14 protein-coding genes and 1 tRNA gene are annotated in these 21,986 nt (G+C 72.3%); 12 read left to right on the top strand and 3 right to left on the bottom strand.

Annotation, left to right across the window (positions count from 1 at the left end; all coding sequences use genetic code 11):
* A partial coding sequence (locus ACPC54_RS29755; protein ID WP_498969187.1) for an amino acid kinase family protein occupies positions 1 to 699 on the top strand: 699 nt, incomplete at its 5' end.
* A gap of 26 nt (positions 700 to 725) precedes the next feature.
* Positions 726 to 1,508 carry a ribosome hibernation promotion factor gene (locus ACPC54_RS29750; RefSeq protein WP_498969185.1) on the top strand — a complete coding sequence of 261 codons (783 nt, stop codon included), beginning with the start codon at positions 726 to 728 and terminating at the stop codon, positions 1,506 to 1,508.
* Between the two features lie 245 nt (positions 1,509 to 1,753).
* Here ACPC54_RS29750 and ACPC54_RS29745 read toward each other — a convergent pair whose 3' ends face one another.
* Positions 1,754 to 3,343, bottom strand: coding sequence for an oleate hydratase (locus tag ACPC54_RS29745; protein WP_498969184.1), 1,590 nt, complete (start codon positions 3,341 to 3,343; stop codon positions 1,754 to 1,756).
* 310 nt (positions 3,344 to 3,653) lie between these two features.
* Between ACPC54_RS29745 and ACPC54_RS29740 the strand changes: the two genes are divergently transcribed.
* The 7 genes from ACPC54_RS29740 to ACPC54_RS29710 all read left to right on the top strand — a co-directional run bounded on the left by ACPC54_RS29740 (position 3,654) and on the right by ACPC54_RS29710 (position 12,600).
* Positions 3,654 to 4,514 (top strand): universal stress protein, encoded by an 861-nt coding sequence (locus tag ACPC54_RS29740; protein WP_498969183.1) that lies wholly within the window; start codon positions 3,654 to 3,656, stop codon positions 4,512 to 4,514.
* A 269-nt stretch (positions 4,515 to 4,783) separates the two neighbouring features.
* Complete coding sequence (gene adhE / locus ACPC54_RS29735) at positions 4,784 to 7,474, top strand: bifunctional acetaldehyde-CoA/alcohol dehydrogenase (RefSeq protein ID WP_498969182.1); 2,691 nt, start codon at positions 4,784 to 4,786, stop codon at positions 7,472 to 7,474.
* 15 nt (positions 7,475 to 7,489) lie between these two features.
* A complete protein-coding gene (gene pflB, locus ACPC54_RS29730) occupies positions 7,490 to 9,754 on the top strand; it encodes a formate C-acetyltransferase (protein WP_498969181.1) in 2,265 nt (754 codons plus the stop codon).
* Between the two features lie 79 nt (positions 9,755 to 9,833).
* The gene (pflA, locus tag ACPC54_RS29725; RefSeq protein WP_498969179.1) at positions 9,834 to 10,643 is read left to right on the top strand and encodes a pyruvate formate-lyase-activating protein; all 810 of its coding nucleotides are present in this window, start codon (positions 9,834 to 9,836) and stop codon (positions 10,641 to 10,643) included.
* 122 nt (positions 10,644 to 10,765) lie between these two features.
* Entirely contained in the window at positions 10,766 to 11,215 is a 450-nt protein-coding gene (locus tag ACPC54_RS29720; protein ID WP_498969177.1) for a universal stress protein, read from the top strand.
* Between the two features lie 47 nt (positions 11,216 to 11,262).
* Entirely contained in the window at positions 11,263 to 11,937 is a 675-nt protein-coding gene (locus ACPC54_RS29715) for a CBS domain-containing protein (protein ID WP_498969176.1), read from the top strand.
* A gap of 129 nt (positions 11,938 to 12,066) precedes the next feature.
* Positions 12,067 to 12,600, top strand: coding sequence for a GNAT family N-acetyltransferase (locus tag ACPC54_RS29710; protein ID WP_498969174.1), 534 nt, complete (start codon positions 12,067 to 12,069; stop codon positions 12,598 to 12,600).
* Between the two features lie 58 nt (positions 12,601 to 12,658).
* On the opposite strand, the gene dnaE is transcribed toward ACPC54_RS29710, so the two are convergent.
* A complete protein-coding gene (dnaE, locus tag ACPC54_RS29705; RefSeq protein ID WP_498969173.1) occupies positions 12,659 to 16,225 on the bottom strand; it encodes a DNA polymerase III subunit alpha in 3,567 nt (1,188 codons plus the stop codon).
* Between the two features lie 328 nt (positions 16,226 to 16,553).
* Between dnaE and ACPC54_RS29700 the strand changes: the two genes are divergently transcribed.
* Complete coding sequence (locus tag ACPC54_RS29700) at positions 16,554 to 18,953, top strand: collagenase (protein WP_498969172.1); 2,400 nt, start codon at positions 16,554 to 16,556, stop codon at positions 18,951 to 18,953.
* A 218-nt stretch (positions 18,954 to 19,171) separates the two neighbouring features.
* Here the strand turns inward: ACPC54_RS29700 and ACPC54_RS29695 are convergent, their stop codons facing one another.
* A complete protein-coding gene (locus tag ACPC54_RS29695) occupies positions 19,172 to 20,455 on the bottom strand; it encodes an NAD(P)/FAD-dependent oxidoreductase (RefSeq protein WP_498969170.1) in 1,284 nt (427 codons plus the stop codon).
* Between the two features lie 281 nt (positions 20,456 to 20,736).
* On the opposite strand from ACPC54_RS29695, the gene ACPC54_RS29690 reads away from it, so the two are divergent.
* Both ACPC54_RS29690 and ACPC54_RS29685 read left to right on the top strand, forming a co-directional pair.
* Positions 20,737 to 20,807, top strand: a tRNA-Cys gene (locus tag ACPC54_RS29690).
* Positions 20,808 to 21,004: 197 nt separating this feature from the next.
* The gene (locus tag ACPC54_RS29685; protein WP_498969169.1) at positions 21,005 to 21,892 is read left to right on the top strand and encodes a hypothetical protein; all 888 of its coding nucleotides are present in this window, start codon (positions 21,005 to 21,007) and stop codon (positions 21,890 to 21,892) included.
* Positions 21,893 to 21,986 lie beyond the last annotated feature (94 nt).

The following is a 21,986-nucleotide window of genomic DNA, read 5'->3' as shown; positions in this document are numbered from 1 at the left end:
CGCGCCGTCACCGCACTGGTGACCCACACCGAGGTCGACCCCCACGATCCCGCCTTCCAGCGGCCGGGCAAGTTCATCGGCGGGCAACTCACCGATCACCAGGCCAGGATGATGGAGATCGAGCGCGGCTGGACCACGGCGCGCGACGGTGCGCGCATGCGCCGCGTGGTTCCCTCCCCGCAGCCGAAGGCGATCGTCGAACTCCCCGCCGTCCGCGCCCTGCTGGCGACCGGAGCCGTGGTGATCGCCGCCGGGGGCGGTGGTGTCCCGGTCACCCGCGATCCGGACACCGACCGGGTACGCGGCGTCGAAGCCGTCGTCGACAAGGACCTGGCCGCCGCGCTGCTCGCCGAACAGCTCGACGCCGACGCCCTGTTGATCCTCACCGACGTGACCCACGTGTTCACCCACTACGGTGCGACCCGCCCCGGCCCGCTGGTCACCGCCACCCCCGGCCGGCTGCGCGAACTGGACCTGCCGGAAGGGTCGATGCGGCCCAAGGCCGAGGCCGCCGCCGCCTTCGCCGAACGGACCGGCGGCCTCGCCGCCATCGGCCCCCTCGACGACGCCCTCGGCACCGTCCTCGGCACCACCGGCACCAGCGTCCGTGCCCTGCCGGCGCCCGCCGGACCGGGACGGAAGGCACTGCCGGAGGGACCTTCAGCCCTCGGCCCGGCCGACCGGCACGCGACAGTCTGAGAACCACCCGCAAAAGGAGCACCGTGATGACCCGTCTGCAGCACCGCCCCGCCACCGACGTCCTGGTGGCGACCCGCGGCGAAGTCTCCCTGGCCGCCCCGGACTACGCCCGGACCAAGCTGCTCGCCGTCCTCGAACGCCTCGACGAGCCGGTCCTCGCGGCCCGGGTGAAGCTCACCCAGGAGGCCAACCACGCCGTCGCCAGGCCGTCGATCGCCCAGGCCGTGATCGACCTCAACGGACGGCCGGTCCGGGCCCAGGTCGCCGCCACCACCATGCAGGAGGCCGTCGACCTGCTCCAGGACCGCCTCAACGCCCGGATCGCCCGCGTCCGGGCCCACCGGCAGCACCACCGCCACCACGCCGGGGCGCCCGCGCCCGCGGCCGGCGGGCGGGACGACCGGCCGCAGCACCGCGCGCTGGGCACGGAGGAACGCCGCGTCGTGCGGCACAAGACCTACAGCCTCGCCCGGCAGACCGCCTGGGCGGCGGTGTTCGAACTGGAGGCGATGGACTACGACTTCCACCTGTACACCGACACGGCGACGGGCGACGAGAGCGTCGTCCACCGGGACGCGGCCACCGGGGAGTACCGGATCACCTCGGCCGGCCCGGCGCCCGACGCCGACCCGGGCCTGCCGGTGACCCCCGCCGGCGCCCCCGCGCTCACCCTCGCCGAGGCGGGCGCGCGCCTGGACCTGGGCGGCCTGCCGTTCGTCTTCTTCACGGACGCCGCGACCGGCCGCGGCAACGTCCTGTACCACCGGTACGACGGCCACTACGGCCTCATCACTCCCGCGGACCGGTAACGCGGGAGGGGCCCGGTCGGTCGTGGGGGCCGGACCGGGCCGGGCAGAGCGCCGGGAGCGGGTGGGGCCGCTCCCGGCGCTGCTTTTCGTTTACTGCCCCGGGGCCGCGCTGTCACCGGCGGCACCCCCCGCCGGGTGTAACCCCTCGCCGGACAGCACCCGTCGGACAGCACCCCCCGCCGGGCAGCAAGCAGCCCTCCCCGGATCGCCGATCCGGGGAGGGCTGCGGCATGCCGGGGGGGGGCTCAGGCGAAGGCGGTCCGCAGGGCGCCGAGGACGGCGTCGGGCTCGGTCAGCGCGTGGTGGACCGGCGGCACGGGCAGGTCGAGCCCGAGCAGGCGGTAGGCGGCGTGCATCGCGCCGCGCACCGAGTACTCGACGGTGAAGACGACGTCCTCCGGGATCTCGACGAACTGGCCGAGGAAGGCGAAGTTGCGGGCGCCGTGCGGGACGACCAGGGGGCGGTCGTGGACGTCGCGGCGGGCGAACTGGCTGGTGATGTAGGGCATCATCACCGTGGTGACGGTCGTGGTCGCCCGCACCTCGTCCGCGATGTCCTCGAAGCCGAGCTGGCCGAGGAGTTCGGTGAGGATCTGCTGCCCGGTGGAGCCGGCCATGGTGGTGCCGGTGTGCTCGCCCGGGGTGTCCAGGAAGAGGCCGTAGCCCCAGAGGGTGAACACGCCCTCCGGCTGGCCGGCGAAGTGCGGCGGGCGGGGGACCACGATCGACATCAGCCAGGGCGAGTCCTTGAAGGTCATCAGGGCGCCGGTGCCGGGGGCGTTGCCGCTGAACTCCTCGATGCGCTTCAGCAGGGCCGGGCTGCGCATCGTCAGGGTGAAGGACTCCCAGACGGCCTCGGCGGTGTTGCCGTTGAACACGCCGGGCCGGCCGAAGTCGGGAGCCTTGCGGGAGAGGGTCTCCCAGAGCGTCCAGCTGCCGTCCCGCTTGTCCCGGATCAGCTCGGGCACGGTGTCGTCGCCGCCGAGGGCCGCGTCGGCGGTCATCGAGCCGAGGGTGATGAACGCCAGGTCCGGCTCGGCGAGTTCGATGCTGTCCGGGGCGCCGTCACGGAGCAGGTGGAGGCGCTGCGCGCGGCGGACACCGTCCCGCTCGGTGAAGTCGACGTCGGTGACGGTGACGCCGTGCTCGAGGACCACGCCGCGCTCCAGCAGCCACGCGGTGAGCGGGCGGACGATGGAGTCGTACTGGTTGAGGCGGGTGCGGCGCACGCCGGACAGGGTGTGGATCCGCGGGAACTCCTGCAGGAAGCGCAGGAAGTAGCGCTTCAGCTCGATCGCGCTGTGCCAGTTCTGGAAGGCGAAGGTGGTGCGCCACATCGCCCAGAAGTTCGTGGCGAAGAAGTGCTCGGAGAAGAACTCGTCGATCCGGCGGGCGCCGATCACCGACTCGGGCAGCACCAGCAGCCGGGTCAGTTCCAGCCGGTCGCGGGTGTCGAGGCCGAGGCGGGAGGCGTCGAGGACGCGGTGGTCGCGGTCGATCAGCCGGGCTCTGGCGTGGGTGGGCCAGTCGCGGTTGAAGTCGGTGATCTCCTGCCGCACGGAGACCGCCGGGTCGTCGAGGGTGGGGATGGTCTCCAGGAGGTTCCACAGGCAGGTGTACGCCTCGTCCTCCAGCATCCGGCCGCCCCGGGTGACGTAGGCCCGCTCCGGGGATCCGCTGCCGTCGAGCGACCCGCCGGCCAGCGGGAGCTGCTCCAGGACGTGGATGTTCCGGCCGGGGAAGTCGCCGTCGCGGATCAGGAAGGCCGCGGCGGCCAGGCTCGCTATGCCGCCGCCGACCAGGTAGGCCTTCGTCGCGCGCCCACTGTCGGTCATGATCCGTCCAATCGTCGTCGTGCTCGCCCCGCAGGGCGTGCCTGCACTGTTGGGCAGGTGCCGCCAGCCTGGGGCAGCGGTGGCGCCCGTACGCAGGGCCGGGAGGCCCCTCTTCGGGGCCGTACGTCCCGGTCGCGGGCCGCGGACCAGGGCCGTTCGGAGCAGCACGAGGAAGGGCCGGGACCTTCGGGCCGCACCGGAGGGCTGCTCGGCCCCTGTGGCCTCCCCGGCGCGACCGGGAGGGTGGAGCGGAACACCGGGGGTCGCGTGCAACCGCGCCGCGACGGGTGAACGAGGGAGGAGCGTCGTCATGTCGCACGCCGTAGTGGTCGGAGTCGACGGGTCGGAAGCGAGCTGGGCCGCGGCCGAGTGGGCCGCGCAGGAAGCCCACCGCAGCGGTCGGCCGCTGTGCATGCTCCACGTCGGGGCGCAGGAGGAGTTCGCGCCCGCGGAGCCGGACGGGACCGGCGAGCCGCTGCCGCAGGCGGTGCTCGCCGTCCGGGACCACATCGTGGGCGTCCTGCCGGGCCTGGAGCTCAGCTGCCGGCACGTGCCCGGCAACCCGGCGTACGCGCTGGCCGCCGCCGGCTGGCGGGACGGCCTGCTGGTCGTCGGCTCGCGCGGCACCGGCGGGTTCGCCGGTCTGCTGGTCGGCTCGATCGCGCTGCGAACGGCGGCGCGCGCCCACTGCCCGGTGGTGCTGGTGCGGGCCGGGGCGGACGGCCGGGGGGCCGCCGGCGGCGACGTGCTGGTCGGGCTGGACAGCTCGCGGCCCTGCGGCGACCTGCTCTCCTTCGCCTTCGCGCAGGCCGCCGGGCGCGGCGCGACCCTGCGGGCGCTGGAGAGCCGGACACTCCCGGACGGGCCGTACACGACGGAGGGGCCGGTGGACCAGCGGGAGATCCGGGAGGCCCTGGCGGCGGCGGAGCTGACGCGGCTCCAGGACACGCTGGCGCCCTGGCGGGAGAAGTACCCGGACGTCCGCGTCGAGGCCGAGGTGACGGCGTGGCCGGCCGGGCGGGCACTGGTGGAGGCGTCCCGGGGCGCCGCGCTGACGGTGGTGGGCCGCCGGACGTCCGGCCTGCACGCGGCCGCGCCCTGGCTGGGCGGCGTGGCCCACGCCGTGCTGCACCACGCGCACGGGCCGGTGGCGGTCGTACCGCACGACTGAGCCGGACCGGCGCCCGAGGCGGCCGGGGCACCGACGAACGCGTCGGCGCCCCGCCCGCCTCGGCGTTCGGGGCGTTCGCGGCGTTCGGGGCGTTCGCGGTGTTCGCGGCGCCGGAGGTCGCGCGGCGCGGGCGGGTGCCGGGACCAGCGGTCCCCGGAGACGGGACCTTCGGCCACCGGGTGTGGCCCTTCGGCAGGGCCCCCGCCGGGGGCCGCCGGGGGAGGGTGGAGGTGGCAGCGCGGGCGGGACATCCGCCCGGGTGAGCTCTGATGACGAACCGAAAGGTGGTCGAAGCCATGCCCCGTCGCCCGCAGACCGAGGAGCGGCCCTGCGCCGTCCCGGCCCCCCACCCGGATGCGGCCCCGAGCCCGGAGACCGTCGTCGGCACGCTCGTCGCCGACGCGCTGACCGCGCTCGCCGCGTACGCGGACTTCAGCCAGGAGCAGGTCGACCACATCGTCCGGAAGGCCTCGCTGGCCGCGCTGGAGCGGCACACCGGGCTGGCCGCGCTGGCGGTGGAGGAGACCGGGCGGGGCCTGTTCGAGGACAAGGCGGTGAAGAACGTCTTCGCCTGCGAGAACGTCACCCACGTGATGGCCCGGACGAAGACGGTCGGGGTGGTGTACCGGGACGAGATCGACGGCATCGTGGAGATCGCCGAGCCGGTCGGGGTGGTCGCGGGCATCACGCCGGTGACCAACCCGACCTCGACCACGATCTTCAAGTGCCTGCTCGCCCTCAAGACCCGCAACCCGATCGTGTTCGCGTTCCACCCCGCGGCCCAGCGCTGCTCGGCCGAGGCCGCCCGGATCGTGCGGGACGCGGCGGTGGCCGCGGGTGCTCCGGCGCACTGCGTGCAGTGGATCGAGGAGCCGTCGATGGCGGCCACCCACGCCCTGATGAACCACCCGGACGTCGCCACCATCCTCGCCACCGGCGGCAACGCGATGGTGCGGGCCGCCTACTCCTGCGGCAAGCCGGCGCTGGGCGTCGGCGCGGGCAACGTCCCGGCGTACGTGGAGCGCAGCGCGGACCTGCGGCGGGCGGTGAACGACATCGTGCTGTCGAAGTCCTTCGACAACGGCATGATCTGCGCCTCCGAGCAGGCGGTGATCCTGGACGCGGAGATCCGCGACGCGGCGCTCGCCGAGTTCCGGAAGCTGAAGGCGTACCACGCGGACGCGGAGGAGAAGGCGCTGCTGGAGCGCCACCTGTTCGGTACGGGCGACGGCTCCTCCTGCGCCGGGGAGCGGTTGAACGCCGACGTGGTGGGCCGCTCGGCCGCGCAGATCGCCGAGGCGGCCGGCTTCGAGGTGCCGGCCGACACCTCGGTGATCCTGGTCGACTGCGATGCGGTCGGGCCGCGGGAGCCGCTGACCCGCGAGAAGCTCTGCCCGGTGCTCGCCGTCCTGACCGCCCCCTCCCGCCGGGAGGGTGTCGAACTCGCCTGCGCGATGGTCGAGTTCAACGGCCTCGGGCACTCGGCGGCGGTGCACACCGAGGACGCGGCGTTCGTCGAGGAGTTCGGGCACGCGGTCAAGGCCTGCCGGATCATCTGGAACGCGCCCAGCTCGCAGGGCGGCATCGGCGACGTCTACAACGCCTTCACGCCCTCGCTGACCCTCGGCTGCGGCAGCTACGGCCACAACTCGGTGGCGGGCAACGTCTCCGCGCTGAACCTCCTCAACATCAAGCGGATCGGGCGGCGCAACACCAACATGCAGTGGTTCAAGGTCCCGCCGAAGATCTACTTCGAGCGCAACTCGGTCAAGTACCTGGCCAGCATGCCGAACGCGCACCGGGTCGTGATCGTCACCGACCGGACGATGGTGGAGATCGGCCACCTGGAACGGGTCCGCGCCGTCCTGGACCGGCGTCGCGAGCCCGTCGAGGTCCGGGTCGTCGACTTCGTCGAACCCAACCCGAGCATCGACACCGTGGTGAAGGGCGCCGAGCTGATGCGCGGCTTCCGGCCCGACACCATCGTCGCCCTCGGCGGCGGTTCGCCGATGGACGCCGCCAAGGTGATGTGGCTGATGTACGAGCACCCGGAGGTGGAGTTCAAGGACCTGAAGGAGAAGTTCTTCGACATCCGCAAGCGCGCCTTCACCTTCCCCGACCTGGGGGAGAAGGCGAAGCTGGTGTGCATCCCGACCACCTCGGGCACCGGCAGCGAGGTCACCCCCTTCGCCGTCATCACCGACACCGCCACCGGCCAGAAGTACCCGCTCGCGGACTACGCGCTCACCCCGAGCGTGGCCATCGTCGACCCGGCGCTCACCACCCGCCTGCCGAAGAACGTCACCGCCGACTCCGGCTTCGACGCGCTCACCCACTGCATCGAGACCTACGTCTCGGTCTACGCCAACGACTTCACCGACGGCCTCGCCCTCCAGGGCATCCGGCTGATCTTCGACCACCTGGAGGAGGCCGTCACCAACGGCCCGGACAACCCGCTCGCCCGGGAGAAGATGCACAACGCGGGCACGATCGCGGGCATGGCCTTCGGATCGGCCTTCCTGGGCGTCGTGCACGCCATGGCGCACACGCTCGGCGGGACGTTCCACGTCGCCCACGGCCGGACCAACGCCCTACTGCTGCCGCACGTGATCCGCTACAACGGCACGGCACCCGCCAAGGTCACCGGCTGGCCCAAGTACGGGAGTTACCTCGCCCCCGAGCGCTACCAGGCGATCGCGCGGATGCTTGGCCTGCCGGCCGACACCCCCGAGCAGGGCGTCGAGTCCCTCGCGGCGGCGGTCGAGGAACTGCGCGACAAGGTCGGCATCCCGCGCTCCTTCAAGGACGCGGGCGTCGACGAGGCGGCCTTCCTGGCGGCCCTGCCGCAGCAGGCGATGAACGCCTACGAGGACCAGTGCGCCCCGGCCAACCCGCGGATGCCGATGCTCGCGGACATGCAGCAGCTGATGCGCCAGGCGTACTACGGCGACCAGGCCTGAGAGAGGACACCCCCGATGACCACCACGCAGTACGAACGGACCGCGGGCGCCTGGGACGGCTTCAAGGGCGGCCTGTGGCGGGACGCGATCGACGTCCGCGACTTCATCCAGCACAACTACACGCCGTACGAGGGCGACAGCGCCTTCCTGGCCGGCCCGACCGAGCGCACCCAGGCGGTGTGGCGGCGGATCACCGACCGCTTCCCCGAGGAACGCGCCAAGGGCGTCCTCGACATCGCCTACGACATCCCGTCCGGCATCACCGCGCACGCGCCCGGATACATCGACCAGGACAGGGAGTTGATTGTCGGCCTGCAGACCGATGCCCCGCTGAAGCGGGCGATCATGCCGTACGGCGGCTGGCGGATGGTCGAGGGCGCGCTGCGGACCTACGGCTACCCCGTCCCGCCGGAGCTGGCGAAGGTCTTCACCGAGTACCGCAAGACCCACAACGACGGCGTGTTCGACGCCTACACCCCCGAGATCCTGGCCGCCCGCAAGGCCGGCGTCGTCACCGGGCTCCCGGACGCCTACGGCCGCGGCCGGATCATCGGAGACTACCGCCGGGTCCCGCTGTACGGGGTGGACCGGCTGATCGCCGCCAAGCGGGCCGAGAAGGCGGAGCTCGACCCGGCGCCCACCGATCCGGCCCTGGTCGAGTCGACCATCCGCGAGCGGGAGGAACTCGCCGAGCAGATAAGGTCGTTGGGCGAGCTCAAGGAGATGGCCGCGGCCTACGGGTACGACGTCTCGGGCCCGGCCACCACCGCCCGCGAGGCCGTCCAGTGGCTCTACTTCGGCTACCTGGCGGCGGTCAAGGAGCAGAACGGCGCCGCGATGTCGCTGGGTCGGACCTCGACCTTCCTCGACGTCTACCTCCAGCGCGACCTGGACGCCGGTCTGCTGACGGAGCGTCAGGCCCAGGAACTGGTCGACGACTTCGTCATCAAGCTGCGGATCGTCCGATTCCTGCGCACCCCCGAGTATGACCAGCTGTTCTCCGGCGACCCGACCTGGGTCACCGAGTCGATCGGCGGCATCGGCGCGGACGGCCGCCCGCTGGTCACCCGGACGTCCTTCCGCTACCTGCAGACCCTCTACAACCTGGGCCCGGCGCCCGAGCCCAACCTGACCGTCCTCTGGTCCCCGCAACTCCCGCGCGGATTCAAGGAGTTCTGCGCCCGGGTGTCGGTCGACACCTCCAGCATCCAGTACGAGTCCGACGAGCTGATGCGCCCGCGCTTCGGCGACGACACCGCGATCGCCTGCTGCGTCTCCGCGATGGAGGTCGGCAAGCAGATGCAGTTCTTCGGCGCCCGGGTCAACCTCGCCAAGACGCTGCTCTACGCGATCAACGGCGGCCGGGACGAGCTGACCGGCGCCCAGGTCGGCCCGGCCACCACCCCGGTCGGCGGCGCGGTGCTCGACTACGACGAAGTCCTGGCCCGGCTCGACCAGCAGATGGACTGGCTCGCCGAGACGTACGTCCACGCGCTGAACGTCATCCACTACATGCACGACAAGTACGCCTACGAGCGCATCGAGATGGCCCTGCACGACCGGGACGTCCGGCGCACCATGGCCTGCGGCATCGCCGGGCTCGCGGTGGCGGCCGACTCGCTGTCCGCGATCCGGTATGCGAAGGTCCGGCCGGTGCGGGACGAGACCGGCCTGGTCACCGACTACCTGGTCGACGGCGACTACCCGGCCTACGGCAACAACGACGACCGCGCCGACGCGATCGCCGTCCGGCTCGTCGAGGAGTTCATGGCGAAGGTGCGCCGCCACCCCACCTACCGGGGCGCCGAGCACACCCAGTCCGTGCTGACCATCACCTCCAACGTCGTCTACGGCAAGAAGACCGGCAACACCCCGGACGGCCGCCGGGCCGGCGAGCCGTTCTCCCCCGGCGCCAACCCGATGAACGGGCGGGACCGGCACGGCTACGTGGCCAGCGCGCTGTCCGTCGCCAAACTGCCGTACGACCACGCCGAGGACGGCATCTCGCTCACCAACACCGTCACCCCGGACGCGCTCGGGCGCACCCCCGCGGAGCGCGTGCACAACCTGGTCGGCGTGCTGGACGGCTACACCACCTGCCGCGGCTTCCACATGAACGTCAACGTCCTCGACCGCGACACCCTGCTGGACGCCATGGAGCACCCGGAGCGGTACCCGCAGCTGACCATCCGGGTCAGCGGCTACGCGGTCAACTTCGTCCGGCTCACCCGCGAGCAGCAGCTCGACGTGATCAACCGCACCTTCCACGGCTCGCTGTAGGGCCCCACCGCGTGGGTGCCGGCGCCGCCCCGACCATCGGCGCCGGCACCCGCCGCCGTCCCGGAGACCGGAGACCCGCATGTCCGAACCCGCCGTTCCCCTCCGCCCACCGAGCCGGACCGGGCCCGCCACGCCGGCCGCCGCCGCGGCACGCCGCCCGGTCGCCGGGATGCTCCACTCCTGGGACCTGTCCACCGGCGTGGACGGCCCCGGCACCCGCTTCGTCGCGTTCCTCTCCGGCTGCCCGCTGCGCTGCCTGTACTGCCACAACCCCGACACCTGGCACCTGCGCGACGGCCGCCGGGCCGGCGCGGACGAGATCCTCGCCGAGGCCGCCAAGTACGTCGAGTTCATCCGCGCCGCGGGCGGCGGCGCCACCGTCAGCGGCGGCGAGCCGCTGCTCCAGCCCGTCCTCACCGGCGAACTGCTGCACCGCCTCAAGCACGAACTCGGCCTGCACACCGCGCTGGACACCTCCGGCTTCCTCGGCGCCCGCGCCACCGACGCGCTGCTCGCCGACACCGATCTCGTGCTGCTCGACGTCAAGTCCTGGGACCGTGCGCTCTACCGGCACCTCACCGGCCGGGAACTCGCCCCCACCCTGGACTTCGCCCGCCGGCTGGCCGACCTCGGCAAGGAGGTCTGGGTCCGGTTCGTCCTGGTCCCCGGCCTGACCGACCCCACCGAGAACGTCGAGGGAGTCGCGGCCTTCGCCGCCTCGCTCGGCAACGTCACCCGGGTCGACGTGCTGCCCTTCCACCGCCTCGGCCTGGCGAAGTGGCGCGCCCTCGACCTGGAGTGCACCCTGGCCGACACCCCGGCCCCGACCGACGACCAGACCGGGACGGCCCGCGCGGTGTTCGCGGCCCACGGCCTGCACGCCGTCTGACGGGCCCGGCGCGAGCCGCGGCGGGGCTGAAGGTCCCTGCGGGCAGGGCCCGTTCGGACCTTCGAGACCGCCGCCGGAATCCGGATCCTGGAAGCAGACCAGAAACCGAGGGAGAAGAAACCATGAGCGAGCAGAACGCGCCGGAGCAGCCGCGGATCGTGGTCGGTGTCGACGGGTCCCCGGCCTCGGTCGACGCGCTGCGCTGGGCGGTCGGCCAGGCCCGTTCCCGGGGCGCCGTCGTCGAGGCCCTGACCGCCTGGCAGTACCCGGTGGCCACCGGCTGGCCCGTGCCGGTGATGGAGTTCGAGGACCTGTCCGGCAGCTACCGGAAGATCCTCGACGACTGCGTCCGGGAGGTGGCGGGCACCGACCCCGCGGTCGAGGTCCGGGCCCTGGTGGTGGAGGGCGGCGCCGTGCAGTGCCTGCTGGACACCGCCCGCGGCGCCGAACTCCTCGTCGTCGGCAGCCGCGGCCACGGCGGCTTCGCCGGCGCCCTGCTCGGCTCCGTCAGTCAGCACTGCGTCCAGCACGCGCCCTGCCCCGTGGTCGTGGTCCGCCACCCCCGGGCCTGAGCGCCCACCCCGCACCCCCCCGTCGACCGGAAAGGAGCGATCCGACCATGCGGCACCGGATCGTTGGAGAACTGATGACCTCGGCCGTCGTGCACGTACGGCCCGACACCGGCTTCAAGGAGATTGCCCGGCTGCTCGCCGAGCACGACATCACCGCGGTACCCGTCCTCGACCACGAGGACCGGCCGCTCGGCGTGGTCTCCGAGGCCGACCTGCTGCTCAACGAGGCGGCCCAGGAGGACCCGGCGGGCCTGCTGCTCACCCCGAACCTGCCGCCCCGCGAGCGCGCCCGCAGCCGGGCGACCACCGCGGTGGGCCTGATGACCGGCCCGGCGGTGTGCGCCCGCCCGGAGTGGACGGTCGTCGAGGCGGCCCGGCTGATGCAGAGCGAGCACGTCAAGCGGCTGCCGGTCGTCGACGAGGCCGGCCGCCTGGTGGGCGTCGTCAGCCGCAGCGACCTGCTCCGGGTGTTCCTCCGGCAGGACCGGGCGATCCGCGAGGAGATCCGGGCCGAGGTCCTGCGCCGCACCCTGGCGATCGACCCGGACACCCTCGACGTCCAGGTCCACGACGGCTGCGTCACCCTCACCGGCACGGTCGGCGACCGCAGCCTGGTCCCGGTGATCGAGCGCCTGTGCCGCGGCGTGGACGGCGTCGTCGCCGTCACCACCCGCCTCGGCCACCGCTCGGACCGCGCCACCGACCCGTCCTGGGCCGGGTGACCCGCCGCCGCACGCCCAACGGAACCCGGCACCGGCCGCCGTCGAACCCTCGACGGCGGCCGGTGCCGAGCCGCGGGCCCCGCCGATAATCGGTGGCCGAGGCGGCCGCGCCGGTGTTAGCAAGGTGACATGTTGCAAGGTGCTCGCATCACCCTCCGGGCCCGGCACGAGGCCGATGTCCCCGTCCTCCAGGCCGAGTTGTACGACGACGTCGCGACCCGCGCGCGGGCCGACTCCCGCCCCTGGCGGCCCGTCCCGCCCGGGCCGGCGCACTCGCCGTACGCGGTCGCGGAGCCGTCCGCCGAGGCCGCGTGCTTCTCCGTGGTCGAGACGGCCACCGGGGAGCTGGCCGGCGAGGCGCTGCTCTGGGGCATCGACGCCCACAACCGCACCGCGCACCTGGGCATGTCGCTGCGCCCCGGCCACCGGGGCCGCGGGCTCGCGGCGGACACCGTCCGGGTGTTGTGCCGCTACGGCTTCCTGGTGCTCGGGCTGCACCGGCTGCAGCTGGAGACGCTCGCGGACAACGCGCCGATGCTCCGGGCCGCGGCCGGGGCGGGCTTCACCGTCGAGGGCACGCTGCGCCGGTCGGCCTGGGTCTGCGGGGAGTTCCTGGACGAGGTCGTGCTCGGGCTGCTGGCCGAGGAGTACCGGCGGGACTGAGGGCCGCGGGGCCGAGGAGCGCGGGTCGGCGCCCCTCGGCCCTGGTGGTAGACCGTGCTCAGGTGCGGACGGCGGCGCCCGCCCAGGCGCGGTTGCCGAGCAGGGTCTTGATGTCCGAGGCGAGGCCGTTGTCGGGGTTCACCCGGTAGCCGAGCTCGTAGAGGGTGTTCTTGTCCCAGTTGGTGGTGAGCAGCCGGACGGGGACGTCGCCGGGGTGGGCCAGGAGGGCGAGTCGGAGCTCGGTGACCACGGTGGGGGTGATCCGGGAGGCCGGGACGGTGATCTGGACGGGCGGCTTGGTGCCGAGTTCGGCGGAGGAGATGTCGAGGGTGCTGATCTCCTGGCCGAAGATGCTCAGCGAGCCGTCGCGCTCGTTGAGGCGGCCGCGGACCGAGATGACGTTGTCCTCGACCATCTGCTCGGCCATCAGGTTGTAGGTGGCGGGGAAGAACAGCACCTCGACGGAGCCGTCGCGGTCGGCGAGGGTGATGATCGCCCAGGCGTTGCCGGCCTTGTTGATGCGCCGGTCGACGCCGGTGATCAGGCCGGAGAGGCGGACCTCGCCCTCGGAGCGGCCGGAGCCGAGGAGTTCGGCGATCGAGGTGTCGCGGTTCTGGGAGAGGATGTGCTCGGCGCCGTCGAGTGGGTGGCTGGAGACGTACAGGCCGAGCATCTCCCGTTCCAGGGCGAGGAGTTGGCGGCGGGGCCACTCGTTGTCGGTGAGCTGGAAGTCGAGCCCGATGGCGGGGCCGCCGGCGTCGCCGGCGTCGAGGGCGGCGAACAGGTCGTCCTGCCCGATGGCCTGCTGCTTCTTCACCCCGGTGACGGCGTCGATCGCGCTCTCGTGGACGGTGCTGAGCGAGAGCCGGGTGTGGCCGAGCGAGTCGAAGGCACCCGCCTTGACGAGGGAGTCGACGGTGCGCTTGTTGCAGACCACCAGCTCGACCTTGTCCAGGAAGTCGGCGAACGAGGTGTACTTGCCCTTCTCGTCGCGGGTGCGCACCAGGGACTCGATCACGGGCACGCCGACGTTGCGGACGGCCTTGAGGCCGAAGCGGACGTCGCTGCCGACGGCGGTGAAGTCGACCACCGACTCGTTGACGTCGGGGGAGAGGATCTTGATGCCCATCTGCCGGCACTCGGCCAGGTAGACCGCCATCTTGTCCTTGTCGTCGGCGACGGAGGTGAGCAGCGCGGCCATGTACTCGGCCGGGTAGTTGGCCTTCAGGTAGGCGGTCTGGTACGAGACCAGGCCGTACGCGGCGGAGTGCGACTTGTTGAACGCGTAGCCGGCGAAGGGGACGAGGACGTCCCACACGGCCTGGATGGCCTCGTCGGAGTAGCCGCGCTCCTTGCAGCCCGCGTGGAAGGGCACGAACTCCTTCTCCAGCACCTCCTTCTTCTTCTTGCCCATCGCGCGGCGCAGCAGGTCGGCCTGTCCGAGCGAGTAGCCGGCCAGCACCTGGGCGGCTCGCTGCACCTGCTCCTGGTAGACGATCAGGCCGTAGGTGGGGCCGAGGACGTCCTTGAGCGGCTCCTCCAGCTCGGGGTGGATCGGGATGATCTCCTGCTGGGCGTTCTTGCGCAGGGCGTAGTTGGTGTGCGAGTTCATGCCCATCGGGCCGGGCCGGTAGAGCGCGGAGACGGCGGAGATGTCGGCGAACTCGGTGGGCTTCATCAGCTTGAGCAGGGCGCGCATGGGGCCGCCGTCGAGCTGGAACACGCCCAGGGTGTCGCCGCGGGCGAGCAGCTGGTAGGTGGTGGGGTCGTCGATCGGGATCTTCTCGATGTCGACGTCGACGCCCCGGTTGGCCTTCACGATCTTGATGCAGTGGTCGATGATGCCCAGGTTCCGCAGACCCAGGAAGTCCATCTTGATCAGGCCCATGGCTTCGCATGACGGGTAGTCGAAGCCGGTGATGATCACGCCGTCCTTGTCCCGCATGTGCAGCGGGATCAGGTCGAGCAGCGGGGTGGAGGAGAGGATGACGGCCGCGGCGTGCACGCCGGTGCCGCGGATGAGGCCCTCGATGCCCCGGCCGGTGTCGATGATCTTCTTGACGTCCGGCTCGTTCTGGTACAGCGCCCGGATCTCGGTGCCCTCGTTGTACCGGGCGTGCTTCTCGTCGAAGAGGTCGGCCAGCGGCACGCCCTTGCCCATGACGTCCGGCGGCATCGCCTTGGTGATCCGGTCGCCCATGGAGAACGGGTAGCCGAGGATGCGGTTGGCGTCCTTGACGGCGGCCTTGGCCTTGATCGTGCCGAAGGTGTTCACCTGGGCCGTGTAGGCGGCGCCGTACTTGTCGGTGACGTAGCGCACCATCTGGTCGCGCTGGCGGTCGTCGAAGTCGATGTCGACGTCCGGGGGGTTGATGCGCTCGGGGTTGAGGAAGCGCTCGAAGAGGAGGTCGTGCTCCAGCGGGTCCAGCTGGGTGATGCCGGTCAGGTAGGCGACCATCGAGCCGGCCGCCGAGCCGCGGCCGGGGCCGACCGGGATGCCGTTGTCCCGGCCGTACTGGCAGATGTCGGCGACCACGAGGAAGTAGGCGTCGAACCCCATCGGGGTGATCACGCCCATCTCCAGCTCGATCCGGTCCAGCACCTCCTGGCTCGGGCTGTCGCCGTACCGGTGCTTGAGCCCGATCTCGATCTTCTTGCGCAGGAACGAGGCCTGGGTCTCGCCCTCGGGCACGTCGAACTGCGGCATCCGGTCGACGTAGGTGAAGACCTCCTCGTACGACTCGACCCGCTCGGCGATCGCGAGCGTGTTGTCGCAGGCCTCCGGCAGCTCGCGGAAGAGCTCGCGCATCTCCTCCGCGGTCTTCACGTAGTAGCCGGTGCCCTGGAACTTGAACCGGTTCGGGTCGTCCTTGTTCTTGCCCACGCCGACGCAGAGCAGGCTGTCGTGGGCGTCGGCCTGGTCGGCGGTGACGTAGTGCGAGTCGTTGGTGGCCAGCAGCGGGATGTTCAGCTGCTTGGCGAGGCGCAGCAGGTCCTCGCGGACGTCCTGCTCGATGGACAGGCCGTGGTCCATCAGCTCCAGGAAGTAGTTCTCCTTGCCGAAGATGTCCTGGTAGGCGCCGGCCGCCTTGACGGCCTCGTCGTACTGGCCGAGCCGCAGCCGGGTCTGCACCTCGCCGGAGGGGCAGCCGGTGGTGGCGATGATGCCGCCCGCGTTGGCCGCGATCAGCTCGCGGTCCATCCGGGGCTTCATGTAGTAGCCCTCCATCGACGCCAGCGAGGAGAGCTTGAACAGGTTCCGCAGGCCCGTGGCGTTCTGCGCCCACATGGTCATGTGGGTGTAGCGGCCGCCACCCGAGACGTCCTTGCCGCCCTCGCCGTCGCTGCTGGCCGGGCGCTGCCCGCCCGGCGACCAGAACACCTGCTTCTTGTGGAACCGGGACCCGGGTGCGACGTACGCCTCGATGCCGATGATCGGCTTCACCCCGGTCTTCGCGGCGGCGTGGAAGAACTCGTACGCGCCGAACATGTTGCCGTGGTCGCTCATCGCGATGGCGGGCATGCCCTGTCTCTCCGCCTCGGCGAACAGCTTGCCGTTCTTCGCGGCGCCGTCCAGCATCGAGTACTCGGTGTGGACGTGCAGGTGCGCGAAGCTGTCGGACACGGTGCTGTGCTCCTCGGGGGGTCTCGGGCGGGGAAGTCGTCCAGGCTAGCCGGTCGGCGCGGACGACGCGCCGCGAGGGCCGTGCGGGCCCGCGACCTTGACACGTCCTTCCCGACTCCTTGACGGAGCGTTGACTCCGGGCGGCGGGGAGCCGGGATCAAGGGCGTTCACCCTCTTGGCAGGTGCAATTTCACATTGCTATGTTATGCATCACTCGATGATCAGGGCCCCACAACCCGACCGCCTCGATCCCCGGCAGCCCTGCGGCCGAAAATCCACCGCACTGCCGCGTCGCACCGCCCTGTCACTTCCCCATCCAGGAGAACCGGTGTCAACTCCCCGTGTCGCCAGGCGAGTCGTGCTCGCCGCCGCGATGGCAGCCACCCTCACACTGCCCGCCCTGCAGAGCGCCCAGGCCGTCACCGCGGCCGCCGCCACCTCGCAGAGCCCCCAGGCCGCGCCCGCGCAGGCCACGGCACCCAAGGGCGACCCCGACCAGCGCACCGCCTACGACGACGCCGACCACCTCGGTGCCGCCGCCGCCAAGCCCGGCGCCCCCGCCCCGGCCCCCGGCGGCGGCTCGCTCGGCAGCACCCTGGTCCCCGGCCTGCTGCCCGACCACGTCGGCGCGCCCGCCCCCACCGCCGACCAGCTCACCGCCACCCCCGGCAGCACCGCGCCGAGCACCCGCGCCGGGGTGCCCTGCACCGTCGACGGCTTCACCGGCCTGACCCCCGACCAGCTGGTCACCTTCCTCACCGACCCGGCCGTCACCGCGGACGGCTGCCTGCGCACGTTCGTCTGGACCTGGGACGCCCGCTTCACCACCACCCTGGACAACGCCCACGTCCAGGCCGTCGCCAACAAGATCACCCAGCTGTCCGCCACCGACGACGGCACCGGCGCCTCGCGCCTCTACGAGCTGTGGACGTACCTGCACGCCACCGTCTACCACGCCTTCGGCCACCACGAGTTGAACATCGGCGATCCGGCCACCCTGGCCGCGATCCAGCAGGCCGTCACGACGTACGCGGGCAGCGCGCACGCCTTCGACGGCACCGACCTGGCCGCCGACATCCTGCGCGAGACCGCCATCACGGCCGGCGCGGACGGCCTGCGCCAGCACAACCTCGGCCTGGCCAAGCGCCTGCTCGCCACCCTCGCCCCCGGTACCGCGCTCGCCGACAACACCCACTGGGGCACCGCCGTCCTGCAGGCGCTCAACCTCAACTACCTCGGCATCTACAACCAGGACCCGGCCTTCCTCTCCGCCGTCTCCGCCGACGCCGACTACCGCGCCGCCTTCCGCGCGTACGCCTCCTGGGGCCACCTCAAGGGCACCAAGAACGCCTGGGCCGCCCGCGACGCGGTCGGCGAGGCCGGCCGCTTCGGCCAGATCCCGGCCCTGCACGACGCCACCGTGGCCGACCTCGGCCCGCTGATCGGCGCCACCAAGGCCGCGTTCGGTGAGTGGTCCGACCCGTGGGCCAAGGCCATCGGCTGGGCCAACACCTACGGCGTCTGCAAGCAGTACGGCGTGTGCATCTCCGACCTGGAGGCCCGGCTCTTCCCCAACACCTACACCTACGACAACGGCGCCATCGAGGTCCACACCGCCCTCGACAAGCCGACCGTCGACCAGATGTACTACGCCAGCAAGCAGGTGAAGAGCCAGTACTTCCGCGTCCTCGGCACCGACCAGCCGCTGGCCGGCGACGTCAACTCCACCCTGCACATCCACCTGTACGCCTCGCGCGCCGACTACGAGGTCTACCACCCGATCCTCACCGGCTACAACACCAACAACGGCGGCATCTACATCGAGCGCGGCTCCACCTTCTACACCTACCAGCGGCGCGTCCCGCAGGACTCCACGCTCACTCTCGAAGAGCTCTTCCGCCACGAGTACGTGCACTACCTCAACGGCCGCTGGGCGGTGCCCGGTTACTTCGGCGACCCGCGCTGGTACGCCGACGACAAGACCACCGCGATGGACGAGGGCACGGCCGAGTTCTTCGACGGCTCCACCCGCGACCAGGGCATCCTGGTGCGCAAGTCGCTGGTCCGCAAGCTCGCCTCGGACGAGGCGTCCGGCATCCCCCGGATGACCATCGCCCAGATCCTGCACAGCCGTTACACCGACACCCCGGCGTTCCACTTCTACAACTACGCCGGCACCTTCTTCGAGTTCCTCTGGCAGCAGCACCCCTCGCTGCTGCGCGAGATGTACGGCTACCAGCGCGCCGACGACCCGGCCGGCTTCGACGCCTGGCGCGCCCGGATGGGCGCCGACACCGCCCTGCAGGGCGAGTACTACGCATTCCTCGACGCCCAGATCAAGAACGTCGACAAGCTGTACGTCCCGTCGACCTCGTACATCGCCAACGGCTCGCTGGACCTCGCCTGGGCCTCCGACGTCCGGAGCGCGTTCGCCAAGGCCACCGGCGCCACGCCGAACTGCAAGGACAACGGCGACTGGGCCAACAAGCCGATGCGCTTCATCTGCACCGGCCAGGTCACCGCCAACCTCTCCGACGCCGCCAACCCGGACAAGGTCTTCAAGGACATGTCCGACACCGTGGACTACTTCATCCTGACCCGCACCAAGGGCGTCGCCGGGGCCAACAACCTCAACGACATGAACTGCACCTTCGGCAAGGTCGAGGTCTGGACCGGCGGCAAGGCCGGCACCGCCGACTACACCTGTGAGGGCCCGCTGCGCCGATAGCCGTCAATCCCCGGGCGCGGTACGGACGGTGGGGTCCGTTCCGGGTCCGTCCCACCGAGGGTCCCACTGGGGCGGGACCCGCCGCTGGACCCTCCCCCCGGGGAGGGTCCAGCACGAGGGCGTGCGAGACGAACTCCTCACCATCGGCCGCTTCGCCCGCCTGCGCCGCCTCAGCGCCCGGGGCCGGGCCCCCGGGCCTGATCCGGCTCCGACGGCCGTCAGAACCTCGCCCGGCGCGGGCGCGCGTGCGGCAGGGCCGGCCCGCCGGCCCGGAGGTTGACGGCCGCAGCCCGGGCCAGCGCCACCGGGCTCAGGAAGCGCAGCCGAGTGATCGCCCGGGTCTGGAAGCGGTGCATGTGCCGCGCCATCGACTCGTCGCGGGCCGCCGCCGCGAACATCAGCCGCTCCAGGGGCTTCAACGGGCGGCCCGTGGCGAAGCCGATGTGCCGCGCCTTCTGGCGGCGCATCCGCTCCCGATGGGTCTGCGCGTACGCCGCGAGCGCCACGTCGAGGTCGCCCCGACCGGTCACGGCCGGGGCGACCGCGTCCGCCAGCCACTGCGCGGACTGCAGCGCCCACCCGCAGCCCGATCCCCACACCGGGTCGCCGGTCAGGGCGGCGTCGCCGACGAAGGCGATGCCCGGCGCGATCGCCGCGCGGCTGCGCAGCGGGTAGTCGAGCGTGCCGATGATCTTCGATATGCGTTCGGCGGAGTCGATGTCCGGCGCCCCGGGCAGGGCGCGGACGAACGCCTCGAAGCTGCCCTCCAGATCCGCCCGGAAGCCCGGCAGCCGCCTCTTGTGCGGGAGCACCGCGACGACCGTCACCCCGTCGTCGTTGGGGAACGCGTACGCCATGTCGGGTTCGAGGAACCAGACGCGCGTCATGCCGTCGGGCAGCGTCAGATTGCGGTAGTACGCGAGGTAGCCGAACCGGGCGTTCTCGTGCAGCTGCGCGGGCACGTCGGCGAACTTCGCCACGGCCGAGTCCGGGCCATCGGCGCCGACCACCAGGCGGGCCCGGATCTCCCGCGCGCCCTGCCGCGTCGACACCCGCACCCCCACGGTCCGCCCGGCCTCCCGGACCAGCCCGGTCACCTGGTGGCCCAGCAGCAGCTCGACGCCGGGGGTCTGCGCCGCCCGGGACCTGATCATCGGGTCGAGGACGCTGCGCCGGATGTTGTACCCGCTCGGCAGCCCGGGCGCGGTCAGCACGTCGGTCGGCTCGATCCAGCCCCAACGGATGTACCAGCGGGAGGTGTTGCGGACGGCGCCCGCCTTCTCCAGGGCGGGCAGCAGGCCGAGGTCGTCCAGCACCGAGTAGGCGGAGGCGTGGACGCTGTGGGTGCAGAGCACCCGGTAGGCATCGGGGTCCGAGCGGCGCTCCAGCAGGGCGACGCGGGCACCGCGCCGGGCGAGCAGGATCGCCGCGGCGCTCCCGGCGAGGCTGGCTCCGCTGATGACGACGTCGAAGTCGTCCGCCGTGTTCGCAGGTTCGGTCATGTCCCTGATCGTTCCACTCGCGGAGCGCCGCCGTTCATGGAAACGACGAACTGATGGCGGCTGTCGGTCACTTGAGCCGACGTCACGGCCGCCCCCGAGCGGCTGCTCCGGGGGGCTGGTCGTGAGCTCGTCGAGGGCGAGATGCCCGGTGGCGGCGCAGACGGCCCGCGGCAGGCGGCGGGCGGGGCGGGCCGGGGACGGATGTGCGCCTTCCGGGTGAAGTGACTGCGGGTCACAAAGGTTCGTTCCCGTTCCCGTGTAGCGTTCCCGGCGTCGCCCACGGTGGAGTGGCCGAGCGGTGAGGCAGCGGCTTGCAGGGCCGTTTACATGGGTTCGAATCCTATCTCCACCTCTTTCCTTCCACGGCATTGGCCGTGGTGAATTCCCCCCCTCCCTCCGGAGCACTCGCCCGGGGTCGACCGGTTCGTCGTCACCGGGCTGCGCACCGTCCCGGGCGGCAAGATCACCATCCGGTAGTCTCCGTCCCGGCCCGCGAGGGGCCAGGGGGAGCGGCCGCACGGCCGCCGTGCGGTGACGGGGGGTCACGCCGTGGTGTGGATCTGGACGAGACTGACCGGCTGGCTGGCGCTCGCCGGCACGATCGCGGCCGGCTACCTGGAACTGGGCGCCTTCTCGCCCGGGCCGACCATCGCGGAACGCCTCCGGCCCGTCCTCGTGGCGGCGCTCTGCGCGCTCCTATGGGTGGCCGCCGCACTGGCCACGCGACGCACGGTCCGCCCGACCCGGCGGGGCGCCGGACGGCCGTTCGGAGCCGCCCTCGGCCTGGCGGCGGCGCTGGTCGGGACGGCCGCGCTCGTGCCCGGCGTCGGACCGTGGGGCGAATCCGCCCGCTGGGCGGAGCAGGTCCGCGAGGCCGGCGGCCGCACGCACGAGGTGACGGTCCTCCGGGTGCTCGGCACCCCCAGCCCGAAGAACGTCGTGCGCGGCGAGGTCCGGGCGTACGCGGCGGACGTCGAGGTCGACGTGCCCTTCGTCGGCGGCGCCCGCCCGGTGACCCTGCGGGACGTCACCATCCAGGGCCAACCCGCGGTCGGCGACCGGACCGACGCCTTCTACGCGCCGACCCGGCCCGATCTCGGCGCCCGCCCCCCGATCGAGGCCAGCTCGGGTGTCGGCGTCTTCTCGAACACGTTCGGCGTCCTGCTCCTGGTCGGGGGTCTCTGCGCCTGCGGCACCCTGGCCTGGGCGGGCGGGCAGGCGGGACGGCGGCTCGCGACCCTGCGCCGGTTCCGTCCCGGCCTCCACCTCCCCGTGGCCGCGGGGCTCGCCGTCGCCGCCGGTCTCGACGCGGTGGTGGTGCTCACGTACCCGCCGCTGCTCGTGAACTGGGCGCTCTGCGGCGCGGCCGCGGTCACGGTGGGCGCGACGGCCGGATGGGCCCTGCGGCAGACTGGCGCGGAAGGGGAAGCCCCGTAGGCGCCGTGTTCCGGTGACCGCGCCGGGCGCGGGCGTGCCCCGGCAGGTCGGAGGCCGCGCCCGTTCCGGGAGCGGCCGAGGCGTCGGTGGGAGA

The organism is Kitasatospora sp. NPDC094028, from assembly GCF_049543595.1.
Classification (GTDB): Bacteria; Actinomycetota; Actinomycetes; order Streptomycetales; family Streptomycetaceae; genus Kitasatospora.
This window is presented reverse-complemented; position numbering and strand designations above follow the sequence as displayed.